This is a genomic window from Streptomyces megasporus (assembly GCF_000718985.1).
GTDB lineage: Bacteria > Actinomycetota > Actinomycetes > Streptomycetales > Streptomycetaceae > Streptomyces > Streptomyces megasporus.
Genome location: NZ_JODL01000042.1, coordinates 15,154 through 28,606 on the forward strand (window position 1 = coordinate 15,154; position 13,453 = coordinate 28,606).

The 13,453-nt window shown below is 72.0% G+C and carries 12 protein-coding genes; 4 read left to right on the top strand and 8 right to left on the bottom strand.

What is annotated here, in order from left to right; all coding sequences use genetic code 11:
* Window positions 1-57: 57 nt before the first annotated feature.
* The 6 genes from ccsB to hemL form a co-directional block, all read right to left on the bottom strand.
* Window positions 58-1,167, bottom strand: coding sequence for a c-type cytochrome biogenesis protein CcsB (gene ccsB / locus IF47_RS0125105; protein WP_031511290.1), 1,110 nt, complete (start codon window positions 1,165-1,167; stop codon window positions 58-60).
* A complete protein-coding gene (gene resB, locus IF47_RS0125110; RefSeq protein WP_078592103.1) occupies window positions 1,164-2,990 on the bottom strand; it encodes a cytochrome c biogenesis protein ResB in 1,827 nt (608 codons plus the stop codon). The genes ccsB and resB overlap by 4 nt, the downstream gene beginning before the upstream one ends.
* 1 nt (window position 2,991) lies before the next feature.
* Window positions 2,992-3,756, bottom strand: coding sequence for a cytochrome c biogenesis CcdA family protein (locus tag IF47_RS0125115; RefSeq protein ID WP_031511292.1), 765 nt, complete (start codon window positions 3,754-3,756; stop codon window positions 2,992-2,994).
* 5 nt (window positions 3,757-3,761) lie between these two features.
* A complete protein-coding gene (locus IF47_RS0125120) occupies window positions 3,762-4,376 on the bottom strand; it encodes a TlpA family protein disulfide reductase (RefSeq protein WP_031511293.1) in 615 nt (204 codons plus the stop codon).
* Window positions 4,377-4,514: 138 nt separating this feature from the next.
* The gene (locus IF47_RS0125125) at window positions 4,515-5,168 is read right to left on the bottom strand and encodes a histidine phosphatase family protein (RefSeq protein WP_051718210.1); all 654 of its coding nucleotides are present in this window, start codon (window positions 5,166-5,168) and stop codon (window positions 4,515-4,517) included.
* 122 nt (window positions 5,169-5,290) lie between these two features.
* Window positions 5,291-6,625, bottom strand: coding sequence for a glutamate-1-semialdehyde 2,1-aminomutase (hemL, locus tag IF47_RS0125130; RefSeq protein WP_037733349.1), 1,335 nt, complete (start codon window positions 6,623-6,625; stop codon window positions 5,291-5,293).
* A 126-nt stretch (window positions 6,626-6,751) separates the two neighbouring features.
* Between hemL and IF47_RS0125135 the strand changes: the two genes are divergently transcribed.
* The 3 genes from IF47_RS0125135 (at window position 6,752) to IF47_RS0125145 (ending at window position 8,570) form a co-directional block, all read left to right on the top strand.
* Window positions 6,752-7,306 carry a hypothetical protein gene (locus tag IF47_RS0125135; RefSeq protein WP_078592104.1) on the top strand — a complete coding sequence of 185 codons (555 nt, stop codon included), beginning with the start codon at window positions 6,752-6,754 and terminating at the stop codon, window positions 7,304-7,306.
* A gap of 38 nt (window positions 7,307-7,344) precedes the next feature.
* Entirely contained in the window at window positions 7,345-7,680 is a 336-nt protein-coding gene (locus tag IF47_RS0125140; protein WP_031511297.1) for a YnfA family protein, read from the top strand.
* 92 nt (window positions 7,681-7,772) lie between these two features.
* A complete protein-coding gene (locus IF47_RS0125145) occupies window positions 7,773-8,570 on the top strand; it encodes an SDR family NAD(P)-dependent oxidoreductase (RefSeq protein ID WP_031511298.1) in 798 nt (265 codons plus the stop codon).
* Window positions 8,571-8,650: 80 nt separating this feature from the next.
* Here the strand turns inward: IF47_RS0125145 and argS are convergent, their stop codons facing one another.
* Window positions 8,651-10,444 carry an arginine--tRNA ligase gene (argS, locus tag IF47_RS0125150; RefSeq protein WP_031511299.1) on the bottom strand — a complete coding sequence of 598 codons (1,794 nt, stop codon included), beginning with the start codon at window positions 10,442-10,444 and terminating at the stop codon, window positions 8,651-8,653.
* A 112-nt stretch (window positions 10,445-10,556) separates the two neighbouring features.
* On the opposite strand from argS, the gene lysS reads away from it, so the two are divergent.
* Window positions 10,557-12,323: a lysine--tRNA ligase gene (gene lysS, locus IF47_RS0125155; protein ID WP_051718208.1), complete on the top strand. Its 1,767-nt coding sequence runs from the start codon at window positions 10,557-10,559 to the stop codon at window positions 12,321-12,323.
* A 37-nt stretch (window positions 12,324-12,360) separates the two neighbouring features.
* On the opposite strand, the gene IF47_RS0125160 is transcribed toward lysS, so the two are convergent.
* Window positions 12,361-13,453: DUF2637 domain-containing protein (locus IF47_RS0125160; protein WP_031511301.1), on the bottom strand; the 1,093-nt coding region annotated here is incomplete at its 5' end.

Sequence of the window (13,453 nt, forward strand, 5' to 3'; positions counted from 1 at the left end):
TCCGTCGTTCGACGTCCGCTCGGCACCCTTCACAGGAGTGCGTCGGGGTGCCGTTGCTCACACTCCGCCGTAGGAGTGGAGGCCGTCGAAGAAGATGTTGACGCCGTAGTAGTTGAACAGGAAGCAGAGGAAGGCGATCAGCGCCAGGTAGGCCGCCTTGCGCCCCTTCCAACCCGCCGTGGCGCGGGCGTGGAGGTAGGCGGCGTAGCCGACCCAGGTGATGAACGACCAGACCTCCTTGGGGTCCCAGCCCCAGTAGCGGCCCCACGCCTTCTCGGCCCAGATCGCGCCCGCGATGATGGTGAAGGTCCAGAACGGGAAGACCGCCGCGTTGATGCGGTAGGCGAAGCTGTCCAGGGACGCGGAGCTGGGCAGCCGCTCCAGCACCGAGCGGGCGAAGGCGCCCGGCTTCCCGCCCGTCTCCAGCTTGGTCTCGTAGCGGTCCCGGAACAGGTACAGCAGCGTGGAGACGGCGCCGATGTAGAACAGCGCGCCGCAGACGATGGCCAGCGAGACGTGGATCCACATCCAGTACGAGTCGAGCGCCGGGACGAGCTGGTCGCTCTCGGTGTAGAAGACGACGATGGCCAGACCCAGGTCGAGCAGCACCGTGGTGACCAGCGGCAGCCCGAGCCAGCGGATGTTCTTCTTGGCGACCAGGAAGCCCAGGTAGGCGCCGACGGCGACCATCGAGAAGGCCGTCGAGAACTCGTACATGTTGCCCCAGGGGGCGCGCTGCACCGACAGGGCGCGGGTGAGGACCGCGCCGAAGTGCAGCAGGAACGCCAGGGCGGTGAGCGAGACGGCGATCCGGCCGTACAGGTCGCCCTTCTCGTCCCCGCCCGCCGCTCCGGGCCCGTCCGGCACGTCGGCTCGGCGCCCGGGCGCCGAGCGGGTGACGACCTTCGGCTTCTCCAGCACCTTCGTGCCGCCGGAGGTCCGCACGGTGACGGAGACCTCCGCATCGGCGGCGGCCGTGGCCTTGGTGCCCTCGGCGGTGAGCGCGGCGGCCGTGCGGGCCACCTTGCTGCGGCTGCCGAACACCCACTCCACGATGTGGGCGACGAAGGCCAGGGCGTAGACGGCCATCGCCGACCTGATCAGCACGTTGCTGAACTCTGCCAGGCTCTCGTTCGCTGCGACGGCGATGTTGACTGCGGCGTTCACTCGGTCTCTCCTCGTGACGAGGGTCGGGCGCCATCGGCGGCGTCCGGCGCTGCCGCGGCCTTGCCCGCGGCGGTCTGTTTCTCGGTGTCCTCGACGGTGGTGTCCCCCGCGCCACCGGCCCCCGTGTCGTCCTCGACGTCCCGCCCGGCCGCGACGGGCGCGTCGGCGTGGAGCGCGAGGGCGAGGTCGCCCAACTCCTCCGGAACCCTCGCGGACTCGCTGCGTCCGAGCCCGGCCATCTCCACGACGGTGGTGCCGTCCTCGCCCCGCTCGGCGCGGACCCACACCCGGCGGCGCTGGACGAACAGCGAGCCGGCCAGGCCGAGCACGGCGACGATCGCCCCCGCCAGCGCCCAACCCTCGCCCGGCTCCTGGGAGACCTGGAAGCTGGCCCACTCCTTGACGTCCTCGAACGTCAGCGTGCCCGCGCCGTTCGGCAGCTCCACGGATTCGCCCGGGCGCAGGTCGGCGCGGAACAGGTCGCCGTCCTCGCTCTTGAACTGCTCCATGTTGTCGGTGTCGAGCTGGTAGACGTTCTGCGGGAGGCCCGCGTCGACCCCCAGGTCGCCGTGGAAGGCGTTGAGGGAGAGCACCGGGTAGTCCAGCTCGGGGAAGGTCGAGTGCGGGCCGCGCTCGGCGTCGATGCCGTAGGTGGGCGTGAAGATGCCCTGGAAGCCGAGCTGTTCCCGCTCGCCGTCCTTGTTCCGGTAGTCGGTGACCTTGACCACACCCGTGGAGGTGATGTTGCCGTCCTGCGGGAGGAACGGAACCGGGCCCCGGTAGGCCAGTTCCCCTTGCCCGTCGGTGACGCTGACGACCGGCGCGTAGCCGTGGCCGATGAGGTAGACCTGGGTGTCCCCGACCTGCAAGGGGTGGTTCACCTCGATGGCGGTCTTCTTCTCCTCGCCGTCGGCGCCCTCCCAGTACGTCACGTCGGCGCGGAACTCGCGCGCCGTGCCGCGCTGCGGCCCGCTGCGCTCGAAGGACGCCTCGAAGTCCTCCAACGTGAAGCCGAAGGAGTCCATGGAGTCGACGTCGTACAGGGCGCCGGAGGTGAAGTCGTCGTACTGGGTGAGGGTGTTGGCGAAGCCGTCGCCCTCCACGATGAGCTTGCCGCCCTCGGACCTCCACTGCGATCCGGCCGCGAAGGCCAGCAGCATCACGATCAGCGAGACGTGGAAGACCAGGTTGCCGACCTCGCGCAGGTAGCCCTTCTCCGCGGAGACCGAGCCCCCGGTGGGCGAGACGTCCGGCCCGGCCGTCCGGAAGCGCCGGCCGCGCAGCAGCGACCGCGCCGCCGTCAGGACCTCCTCCGGCTCGGCGTCGGTGCGCCAGGTGGTGTGCGCGGGCATCCGGGTCAGCCGGCGCGGGGCGCGCGGCGGACGGCCGCGGAGCTGGCCGACGAACTGCCAGCTCCGCGGCACGATGCAGCCGATGAGGGAGATGAACAGCAGGATGTAGATCGCGGAGAACCACACCGAGCTGTAGACGTCGAAGAGCTGGAGCTTGTCGTAGATCGGTCCCAGCGTCTCGTGCCGCTGCTTGAAGTCCTCGACGACGGAGGGGTCCACGGAGTTCTGCGGGACGATCGACCCCGGCACCGCGGCGAGCGAGAGCAGGAACAGCAGGATCAGCGCCACCCGCATCGAGGTGAGCTGGCGCCAGGCCCACCGGGCCCAGCCGATCGGCCCCAGGGACGGGACGTCGAGCGTGGACTCCTCGCGGGGGGCCGTGGAGAGCCGGGCGCCCGCCGTCCGGTACTCGCTGTTCTCGGCGTTCTCGGGGGCGTTCCGGTCGGTGTTCTCGACGTCGGCTGTGGGCATGTCAGATCCCTACGGTGAAGCTGTTGGTCCAGGCGAGCAGTTCGGCGAGCATCAGGTCCCAGACTCCGGTGAGCATCAGGATCCCCAGGGCGACCAGCATGCCCCCGCCGATCCTCATGACCCACTGGTAGTGCCGCTTGACCCAGCCGAACGCGCCGAGCGCCCGCCGGAAGGCCACGGCCGTCACCACCAGCGGCAGGCCGAGCCCGAGGCAGTAGGCGGTCGTCAGCAGGGCTCCCCTGCCGGCACTCGCCTCGTTGAAGGCCAGCGCGTTGACGGCGGTCAGCGTGGGCCCCAGGCAGGGGGTCCAGCCGACGCCGAAGAGCACGCCGAGCAGGGGGGCGCCGGCCAGCCCCACGGCCGGCCTCCGGTGGAACCGGAACTCGCGCTGCCCCACGCCCTTGAGCAGGCCCATGAAGAGCAGGCCCATCGCGATCAGCAGCACGCCCAGAATCCGGGTGATGACGTCCTGGTGGCCCAGGAGCGTCTGCCCGAAGTACCCGAAGAGGGCGCCTCCCGACACGAACACCGCGGTGAAGCCCACGACGAACAGGGAGGAGCCGAGCACCATCCGCCACCGCCGGGCGTCCGCCAGGTCGGCGCCGCTGATCCCGGTGACGTACGACAGGTAGCCGGGGACCAGGGGCAGCACGCAGGGGGAGAAGAACGACACGAGCCCGCCCAGCAGCGCGACGGGAACCGCGATGAGCAGCCCGCCGGAGAGCACGGTCTCGTTGACGCCCGTGGCGGAGGCGAAGTGGAGCATCCGCCTCACTTCTCCTTGATCAGGGGATCGATGATGGAGCGCAGTTCCTCTTCGCCGAGCTCCTTCAGGGCCCGCACGGCGATCCGCCCCTCACGGTCCACCACGATGGTCGAGGGGATCGTCTGGGGGTTGAGGCTGCCCTTGGGGAAACGCAGCAGGAGCTTCCCCGAGGGGTCGTACAGGCTCGGGTAGGGGACCTCGAACTCCTTCTCGAACCGCTGGGCCGGGACCCGGTCCGTGTCACGGGTGTTGATCCCGATGAACTGCACGCCCTCGTCCGCGGTGTCGTTCGCCACCTTCACCAGATGCGGCATCTCGGCGCGGCAGGGCGGGCACCACGAGCCCCACACGTTGACGACCAGGACCTTGCCCCGGTGGTCGGCGGTGCTCAGCCGCTTCCCGTCCACCGTCTCGCCGGAGAGTTCAGGGGCGGGTTGGCGGTCCTCCGGCTTCACCTTGGTGACCGCTCCCGTGCCTTCCACGTAGTTCGTTCCGGAACCGCCGCTCTGCGCCTCGCTGTCGCCGCCGCAGCCCGACAGGACCAGCACGCACGCCACCGCCGCGGCGACGGCCGCGGACAGCCGGGAGCGGCGGCGGGGTCCGGTAGCGCGAAGAATCATGTGAAAAGTTTCCCATGCCCTCTGCGCGGCCTTTCCCCCGCCCCCGGCCTGCGCGGACCGTCGACCTCGGGAGCCGCTGTTCCCCCCGGGCCGTGTGGCGTGCGCCACCGCGCCGGCTCCGCGTCCGCCCCGAGCTTCTCAGGCGCCGAAACCCCTGACCTTCCCCGCCCCCTTCACCGGCTTCGCGCCCGCCCGCAGGTGGGGCGGCACCAGGTCGAGGGCCGGCTCGGTGTAGCCGACCGAGACGATCCGGTCGCCGACGAAGGTGAAGGTGGTCAGCGACGCCAGGGTGCACTGCCGTCTGCGCGGGTCGTGCCACAGACGGCGCCGTTCGACGAAGCTGCGCACCGTCCAGATTGGGAGCTGGTGGCTGACGCACACCGCCTCGTGCCCGCGGGCGGCGTCCCGCGCGGCCTCCAGCGCGGCCATCATCCGCACCACCTGGTCGATGTACGGCTCGCCCCACGAGGGCCGGAAGGGGTTGCGCAGGTGCGGCCAGTTCGCGGGCCGGCGGAGCGCGCCGTCGCCGACGCCGAAGGTCTTGCCCTGGAAGATGTTCTCCGCCTCGATCAACCGCTCGTCGGAGCCCACCTCCAGCCCGTGGACCTTGGCGATCGGGGCGGCGGTCTCCTGCGCCCGCTCCAGCGGGGAGGCGACCACGTGCGTGATGTCGCGGTGGGCGAGGTGCTCGGCGACCCGCTCGGCCATCCGACGGCCCAGCTCGGAGAGGTGGTAGCCGGGGAGACGTCCGTAGAGGACCCCGTCGGGGTTCTCCACCTCCCCGTGCCGCATCAGGTGGACGACGGTCCGCTGCCCGCCGCCGTGCCGCTCCCGTTCGCCCGCGGTCTCCGAGGAGACCGTCACGTCCGCCGGGTCCGTCATGCCCGCCGGGTCCACGGCGCCCGTCACCTCGGTCATGCCGAACTCTCCGCGGGGTCGACGGCGTCGGCGGCGGCACGCGCGGCGTGGGGCAGGGCCTCGGCGATCCGCTCGACCGCCCGCTCGTCCAGCGCGGTCGAGACGAACCACGCCTCGAAGGCCGACGGCGGCAGGTAGACGCCACGGGAGAGCATCTCGTGGAAGAAGGCGGTGAACCGGAACGCCTCCTGCCGCTTGGCGGCGGCGTAGTCCACCACGTCCTCGTCGGTGAAGAAGACCGAGAACATGTTGCCCGCCCGCTGCAACCGGTGCGCCACGCCCTCCTTGGTCAGCGCCTCGGTCACCAGGGAGCGCACCTCGGCGGAGACCGCGTCCAGCCGCTCGTACGCCGCGTCGTCCAGCAGCCGCAGTTGGGCCAGGCCCGCCGCCGTCGCGATCGGGTTCCCGGAGAGGGTGCCCGCCTGGTAGACGGGGCCGGCGGGGGCGAGGTGGGCCATCACGTCGGCCCGGCCGCCGAAGGCCGCGGCCGGGAAGCCGCCGCCCATCACCTTGCCGAAGGTCATCAGGTCCGGCACCACTCCGTCGAGCCCGTACCAGCCCGCCTTGGAGACGCGGAATCCGGTCATCACCTCGTCGGAGATGTACAGCGCGCCGTGCCGCTCGCACAGCTCCTTCAGCCCGGCGTTGAAGCCCTCGCGCGGCGGCACGACGCCCATGTTGCCCGGCGACGCCTCGGTGATCACGCAGGCGATCTCGTCGGGGTGCTCGGCGAAGGCGGCGGCGACGGCCTCCAGGTCGTTGTACGGCAGCACCAGGGTGTCGCCGGCCTGCGCGCCCGTCACACCGGGCGTGTCGGGCAGGGCGAAGGTCGCCACACCGGAGCCGGCGGCGGCCAGCAGGGCGTCGACGTGTCCGTGGTAGCAGCCCGCGAACTTGACCACCTTGGTCCGGCCGGTGAACCCGCGCGCCAGCCGGATCGCGGACATCGTGGCCTCGGTGCCGGAGGAGACCAGCCGCACCTGGTCGACGGGGGCGACGCGGGCCACGATCTCCTCGGCCAGTTCGACCTCGCCCTGGCCGGGCGTGCCGAAGGACGTGCCGCGCGCGACCGCCGCCTGGACGGCCTCGGTGACGGCGGGGTGGGCGTGTCCGAGGATCATCGGTCCCCACGAACACACGAGGTCGACGTACTCGCGGCCGTCGGCGTCCGTGAGGTACGGACCGGTACCGGACACCATGAAACGGGGCGTACCGCCCACGGCACGGAAAGCGCGCACCGGAGAGTTCACGCCTCCGGGCGTCACGACGGCGGCGCGGTCGTACAGCGACTGCGATACTGGTGCTTCGTACGGATAGCTCACGCAAGCCATGGTCTCAGAGCCTCGCGCGCATGTGCCGCCGGGCGTTTCGCGGCTCGCCAGAAGGGGAGGTCTCTGGGAGTCTCTGAGACGATGATCGGGTTGCGCGGCACATGCCGCGAGTAATCGGGTGGTGACATGCAGCGCGGTGGCGGACTGGGCGAGGGCACGGGGGACACCGGTCCCAGGCGCGCACGGGGCCGTCACCGGCGTGACGCTTCCGAACCGGTGGAGACGAGGAGCAGCAAGGGTGGCCGGGTGGGGGTGACCTACAAGTACTTCGGCGCGCCGGACGGCGCCACCGCCGCGCGCGTCCCCATCTCGATGCGCCCGGAGGAACTGGGTGGGGACGAGTTGGGCCACGGCATGTTCACCAGGATCAAGCCGGAGACGATGGCGGCGATGGTCCTCACGGGCATCGAGGGAATACCCCTGCACCGGGTGCCCCCGCTGGAACTGGTGGTGCTCCGCTCCGACTACGCCGTGGTCAAACTGCCCATGGCCGTCGTCGATCCCCTGCGGGGCGTCGGTGTGGAGTCGGTGGGCGCCGCCGCCTTCATCTGGTCCACCGTGCCCGACCGGGGCGGCCCGCGCGACGCCTTCGACGTCTACCGACTCCTGCACGAATGGCAGGACTTCTCCCACCGCCTCCACGAGGCGGGCCACCAGCCGTACTGCCTCGTCTGGCCCTGACCGGGGCCCCGCCCCTCCTCGGGCCTACCCTTCCCGGTATGTCCGTCGCCCGATCCGCCCTCCTCTTCGTCCTCGCCGCCCTCCTGGAGATCGGCGGCGCCTGGCTGGTCTGGCAGGGGGTGCGCGAGCACCGGGGCTGGGCCTGGATGGGCGCCGGGGTGCTCGCCCTGGGCGCCTACGGCTTCGTCGCCACCCTCCAGCCCGACGCGAACTTCGGCCGCATCCTGGCGGCCTACGGCGGGATCTTCGTCGCCGGTTCGCTGGCCTGGGGCATGGTCGTGGACGGCTTCCGACCGGACCGCTGGGACGTGATCGGCGCGCTGGTCTGCCTGGCGGGCGTCGCGCTGATCATGTACGCGCCGCGAGGAGGGTGATCCGGCCGGGGGCCCGGGGCCCCCGGAACCTACCGCCCCCGGAACCTATCCTGCGAGCGGCACCGACACGTCCACCACGGGAGGGACCACCCATGACCTCGTCCGCCGACCGGCCCGCCGACAAGCCCGCCGCGCCCACCGCCGTCGTCACCGGCGCCAGTGGCGGCATCGGTGCCGCGACCGCGCGACGGCTGGCCGCCGAGGGCTACCGGACCGTGCTCACCGCCCGCCGCGCCGAGCGCGTCGAGGCCCTCGCCGCCGAACTGACCGACGCCGGCCGGCAGGCCCTGCCGTACTCCCTGGACGTCACCGACCGCGCGGCCGTGGACGCCTTCGCCTCCTGGCTCGGCCCCCTCGCCCCCGGCAGCGTGCTGGTCAACAATGCGGGCGGCGCCCTGGGCACCGACCCCGTGGCCACCGGCGACCCGGCCGACTGGCGGGCGATGTACGAGGTCAACGTGCTGGGCGTGCTCAACATGACCCAGGCGCTGCTGCCGGCGCTGACCGCCTCCGGCGACGGCACGGTGCTCGTGCTGTCCTCCACCGCCGGCCACGCCACCTACGAAGGCGGGGCGGGCTACGTCGCCGCCAAACACGGCGCCCACGTGCTCGCCGAGACCCTCCGCCTGGAGGTGTGCGGGCAGCCCGTCCGCGTCATCGAGATCGCGCCCGGCATGGTGCGCACCGAGGAGTTCTCCCTCACCCGCTTCCGCGGTGACGCCGAGAAGGCGGCGAAGGTCTACGAGGGCGTCGCCGAACCGCTGACGGCCGAGGACGTGGCCGACACCGTCGCCTGGGCCGTGACCCGCCCCCCGCACGTCAACGTCGACCTGCTGATCGTCCGCCCCCGCGCCCAGGCGTCCAACACCAAGGTGCACCGCGAGCTCTGAGCCGGAGACGACACCGGGACGACCGAGCGCCCGCCCCCTCCTCGGGGACGGGCGCTCCAACGGTCACGGCCGGCGCGGGCTCACAGCCGCTCGGGGGTGCGGATGCCCAGCAGCGCCATGCCCTGGTGGAGGGTGCGGGCCGTCAGGTCGCACAGGAACAGCCGGTTCTCCACCGTCGCCTCGTCGCCCGCCTTCAGCACCGGGCACTGGTCGTAGAACGTCGTGTAGTGCGAGGCGAGCTGGTAGAGGTACGCGGCCAGCTTGTGCGGCTCGTACGTCTCGGCCACGCCCGCCAGCGTCTCGGCGAACTCGTCCAGGTGCAGGCCCAGCGCCCGCTCCGCCGGGGCCAGGGTCAGCTCCGGGTGCGCGACGGGCCGGGCGTCGCCCGCCTTGCGCAGGATCGACTGGATCCGGGCGTAGGCGTACTGGAGGTAGACGCTGGTGTCGCCGTTGAGCGAGACCATCCGGTCCAGGTCGAAGACGTAGTCGCGGGACATCGAGGTGGACAGGTCCGCGTACTTCACCGCGCCGATGCCCACCTGGGCGCCACGCTCGGCGATCTCCTCCTCGGTCAGCTCCAGCCCGCCCTGCTCGGCCTTCTCCCGCACCACGGCCGTGGCCCGCTCGACCGCCTCGCCCAGCAGGTCCACCAGCCGGACCGTCTCGCCCTCACGCGTCTTGAACGGCTTGCCGTCCTTGCCCAGCACCGTGCCGAACGCGAGCTGCCGCGCGGCGCCCTCGGACAGCCAACCGGCCCGGCGCGCCGTCTCGAAGACCATCTTGAAGTGCAGCGCCTGCCGGGCGTCCACCACGTACAGCAGGGTGTCGGCACCCAGCTTCCCCACCCGGTCGCGGATGGCGGCCAGGTCGGTGGCGGCGTAGCCGAAGCCGCCGTTGGACTTCTGCACGATCAGCGGGACGGGCTTGCCGTCCGGGCCCTTGACGTCGTCGAAGAACACGCACAGCGCGCCCTCGGAACGGACCGCGACGCCACTGGACTCCAAGTCCTTCACGACCTGCTGGAGGTCGTCGTTGTACGCGCTCTCGCCGACCACGTCCTCGTCGCGGACCTCCACGTCGAGCTGGTCGTACACCGCGTGGAAGTAGATCATCGACTCGTCGACGATCCTCCGCCACATCTCGCGCGTCCGCTCGTCCCCGCTCTGCAGGAGCACCACCCGGTCACGGGCGCGCCGCTTGAACTCCTCGTCGGAGTCGAACAGCGCCCGCGACTGCTTGTAGAGCCGGTTGAGCCGGGACATCGCGGCCTCGCCGCTCTCGCCGCCGGCGGCGCTCGGGGCGTCCTCGGCGTGGTCCAGCTCGTGCGGGTGCTCGATCAGGTACTGGATGAGCATGCCGAACTGCGTGCCCCAGTCCCCGATGTGGTGGCGCCGGATCACCTTCTCGCCGCGGTGCTCCAGGATCCGCACGATCGCGTCGCCGATCACCGTGGACCGCAGGTGCCCGACGTGCATCTCCTTGGCCACGTTGGGCTGGGAGTAGTCGATCACCGTCGTGCCCGGCCGCTCCGCGTGCGGCACGCCCAGCCGCTCGTCGGCCGCCCGCGCCGCCAGCGTCCTGGTGATCGCCCCGTCGGCGACGGTGATGTTGAGGAAGCCCGGACCGGAGACCTCGATCCCGGCGATCACCGGGTTCTCCTTCTCCTCGGGCAGCCGCTCCACGACCTTGGCCGCCAGCTCCCGCGGGTTCCCCTTCAGCTTCTTGGCCAGCGCCAGCATCCCGTTGGCCTGGAAGTCCGCCCGGTCGCTGCGTCGCAGCAGCGGATCGGCGGAAGCGGCCTCCGGCAGGGCAGCCGAGAGTGCCTCCACGACGCGCTGGCGGACGGTGGCGGCGAGGGAAGGAACCGAGGCCATGAAAGGTGTGCCATTCCTTTGAGAGGGATTACCGGATCGCTCCAGTATCCCACGGGGGCGCCGGACGGGGCGCGCGCATATCACGCACCGGGCTCCCCGCGGGTCTGAAACAATGGAACCGTCATTCCCGACACCCGAGGTTTGGAAAGGGACGCCAACCGTGGCTCAGAGCACCGAGACCGACTGGGTCTCCCGCATCGCGGACGAGGTCGTTGCCGAGGCGGAGCGCCGCGCCCCCGGCAAACCGATCGTCTGCGCCTCTGGCCTGAGCCCCTCCGGCCCCATCCACCTGGGCAACCTCCGCGAGGTGATGGTGCCGCACCTCGTCGCCGACGAGATCAAGCGGCGCGGCATCCCCTGCGAGCACATCCTGTCCTGGGACGACTACGACCGCTTCCGCAAGGTCCCGGCCGGCATCGACCCCTCCTGGGCCGAGCACATCGGCAAGCCGCTCACGTCCGTGCCCGCCCCCGAGGGCAGCGAGCACCCCAACTGGGCCGAGCACTTCAAGGCGGCCATGACCTGGGCCCTCGACGAGCTGGGCATCGAGGTGCGCGGCATCAGCCAGACGCGGATGTACACCTCCGGCGCCTACCGCGAGCAGATCCTCTTCGCCATGCGCGAGCGCGAGCGCATCGACGCCGTCCTGGACCGCTACCGCACCAAGGTCACCCCCGAGAGCGCGGCCAAGAAGCGGCAGAAGCCGATGGACGCCGCCGAGATCGAGGCCGCCGAGGGCTCCGGCGCCGCGGGCGAGGACGACGGCAGCTCCGGCAGCGCCGGGTACTTCCCGTACAAGCCGTACTGCACCGTCTGCGAGCGCGACCTGACGACGATCACCGCGTACGACGACGACACCACCGAGATGACCTACGCGTGCCGGTGCGGCCACGAGGAGACGGTGTCGCTGTCGGAGTTCGACCACGGCAAGCTCGTCTGGAAGGTCGACTGGCCGATGCGCTGGGCGTACGAGGGCGTGATCTTCGAGCCCTCCGGCGTGGACCACCAGTCGCCGGGCTCCTCCTTCGTCGTCGGCGGACAACTGGTGAAGGAGATCTTCGGCGGCGAGCAGCCGATCGGCCCGATGTACGCCTTCGTCGGCATCAGCGGCATGGCGAAGATGTCCAGCTCCAAGGGCGGCGTGCCCACCCCGGCCGACGCGCTGGAGATCATGGAGGCGCCGCTGCTGCGCTGGCTGTACGCCCGCCGCAAGCCGAACCAGTCCTTCAAGGTCGCCTTCGACCAGGAGATCCAGCGGCTCTACGACGAGTGGGACGCGCTGGAGCGCAAGGTCGCCGAGGGCGCCGCACAGCCCGCGGACGCCGCCGCGTACCGCCGCGCCACGTCCACCGTCGCCGGCGACCTGCCCAGGACGCCGCACCCGCTGCCGTACCGCACCCTCGCCTCCGTGGTGGACATCACCACCGGGGACGAGGAGCAGACCCTGCGCATCCTGGGCGAGCTGGACCCGGAGAACCCGGTCCGCTCCCTGGACGAGACGCGCCCGCGGCTGGACCGCGCGCAGCGGTGGATCACCACCCAGGTCCCGGCCGAACAGCGCACCCGCGTCCGCGAGGAGCCGGACACCGAGCTGCTGGCCTCGCTCGACGACACCCGGCGCGAGTCCCTGCGGCTGCTGTTGGACGGGCTGGACGAGCACTGGTCGCTGGACGGCCTGACCACGCTCGTCTACGGCGTGCCCAAGGTCCAGGCGGGTCTGACGCCGGACGCCAAGCCGACGCCGGAGCTGAAGGTGGCCCAGCGCTCCTTCTTCGCGCTGCTCTACCAGCTCCTGGTCGGCCGTGACACCGGTCCGCGGCTGCCCACGCTGCTGCTGGCGGTCGGCGCGGACCGCGTCCGCAAGCTGCTGGGCGCCTGACGCCGCGTCACCACCGCACCGGGATGGGCTTGGCGGGTCACCCCGCCAGGCCCATCTCCGCGTTGTAGCGGTGCTTGAAGTCCCGCAGGTACATGCGCAGGTGACCCTCGCTCAGCAGACCGCCCTCGGCGTTGGTCACGCCGTGCTCGTCGTAGAGCACCTTGGCCAACTGCCGGGCGTTGGGCCGGTCGCCGTGGACGGCTATGTACTGCTGGTACGCCCGGTAGTACACCTCCGTGTACACCATGCCGTCCGGTATGCCGACGGGCACGGTGTCGTCCGGCTCCGGCGGCGCGGCCTCGCGCGGCGACGGCACGTGCGCGGGCCGGGCGTCGGGGTTCCCCATCGGGCGGTGGCGTCCGTCGCTCACCGGCACGGTGGGCGGGGAGGCCGACGCGGCGGCGTACGCGGGCTCGGGAGCCGGACCGTATCCGTCCGCGGCGCCGTTCGCCGGCTCGGGACGGAGGGCCGGCTCCGGCTCGACCTCGGGCTCCGGTTCGGGACGCGCCTCCCACTCGGGCGGGACGACCTCGCTCCTGCGGGCCACCGGCTCCCGCGCGGGAGCCGCCGGCGCGAGGACGGGCGTCTCCCGTCCGGCCGGCGCGGCGGGCGCCTCCACGGCGGCCCCCTCCGCGCCCACGCCCTCCACGCTCCGCTCGGCGCCCGTGCTCTGGTCCGTGCTCTGGTCCGCGGCCTGGTCCGTGGTCTCGCCCGGGGCCTTCTCCAGGGCCAGGCCGGCGCCCGTCCCGTCCGGAGCGCCGGCCGGCAGGACCGCCCGCGGTCCGCTGCCGGGTTCGATGCCGGCCGCGGCCAGTCCGGCCGGGGCGGTCTCCGCCAGCGGCACCCCGTACCGCGCCAGCCGCAGCGGCATCAGCGCCTCCACCGGCGCCCGGCGCTTCCAGCCGCGCCCGTACCGGGCCCGCAGCCGCGCCTCGTAGATCAACCGGTCCTGCTCCATCCGGATGACCTGGTCGTAGGAGCGCAGCTCCCACAGCTTCATCCGCCGCCACAGCCGGAAGGTGGAGGGGAAGGCCAGCAGCCAGCGGGAGAGCCGCACGCCCTCCATGTGCTTGTCGGCGGTGATGTCGGCGATCCGGCCGACCGCGTGCCGCGCGGCCTCGACGGCGACC

Coding starts and splice junctions, on each gene's coding strand:
- IF47_RS0125120 (WP_031511293.1), bottom strand. CDS start 4,376: ATGATTCTTCGCGCTACCGGACCCCGCCGCCGCTCCCGGCTGTCCGCG.
- IF47_RS0125140 (WP_031511297.1), top strand. CDS start 7,345: ATGTCCGTCGCCCGATCCGCCCTCCTCTTCGTCCTCGCCGCCCTCCTG.
- argS (WP_031511299.1), bottom strand. CDS start 10,444: ATGGCCTCGGTTCCTTCCCTCGCCGCCACCGTCCGCCAGCGCGTCGTG.
- IF47_RS0125115 (WP_031511292.1), bottom strand. CDS start 3,756: ATGCTCCACTTCGCCTCCGCCACGGGCGTCAACGAGACCGTGCTCTCC.
- resB (WP_078592103.1), bottom strand. CDS start 2,990: ATGCCCACAGCCGACGTCGAGAACACCGACCGGAACGCCCCCGAGAAC.
- IF47_RS0125125 (WP_051718210.1), bottom strand. CDS start 5,168: ATGCGGCACGGGGAGGTGGAGAACCCCGACGGGGTCCTCTACGGACGT.
- IF47_RS0125135 (WP_078592104.1), top strand. CDS start 6,752: ATGCAGCGCGGTGGCGGACTGGGCGAGGGCACGGGGGACACCGGTCCC.
- lysS (WP_051718208.1), top strand. CDS start 10,557: ATGGAACCGTCATTCCCGACACCCGAGGTTTGGAAAGGGACGCCAACC.
- IF47_RS0125145 (WP_031511298.1), top strand. CDS start 7,773: ATGACCTCGTCCGCCGACCGGCCCGCCGACAAGCCCGCCGCGCCCACC.
- hemL (WP_037733349.1), bottom strand. CDS start 6,625: ATGGCTTGCGTGAGCTATCCGTACGAAGCACCAGTATCGCAGTCGCTG.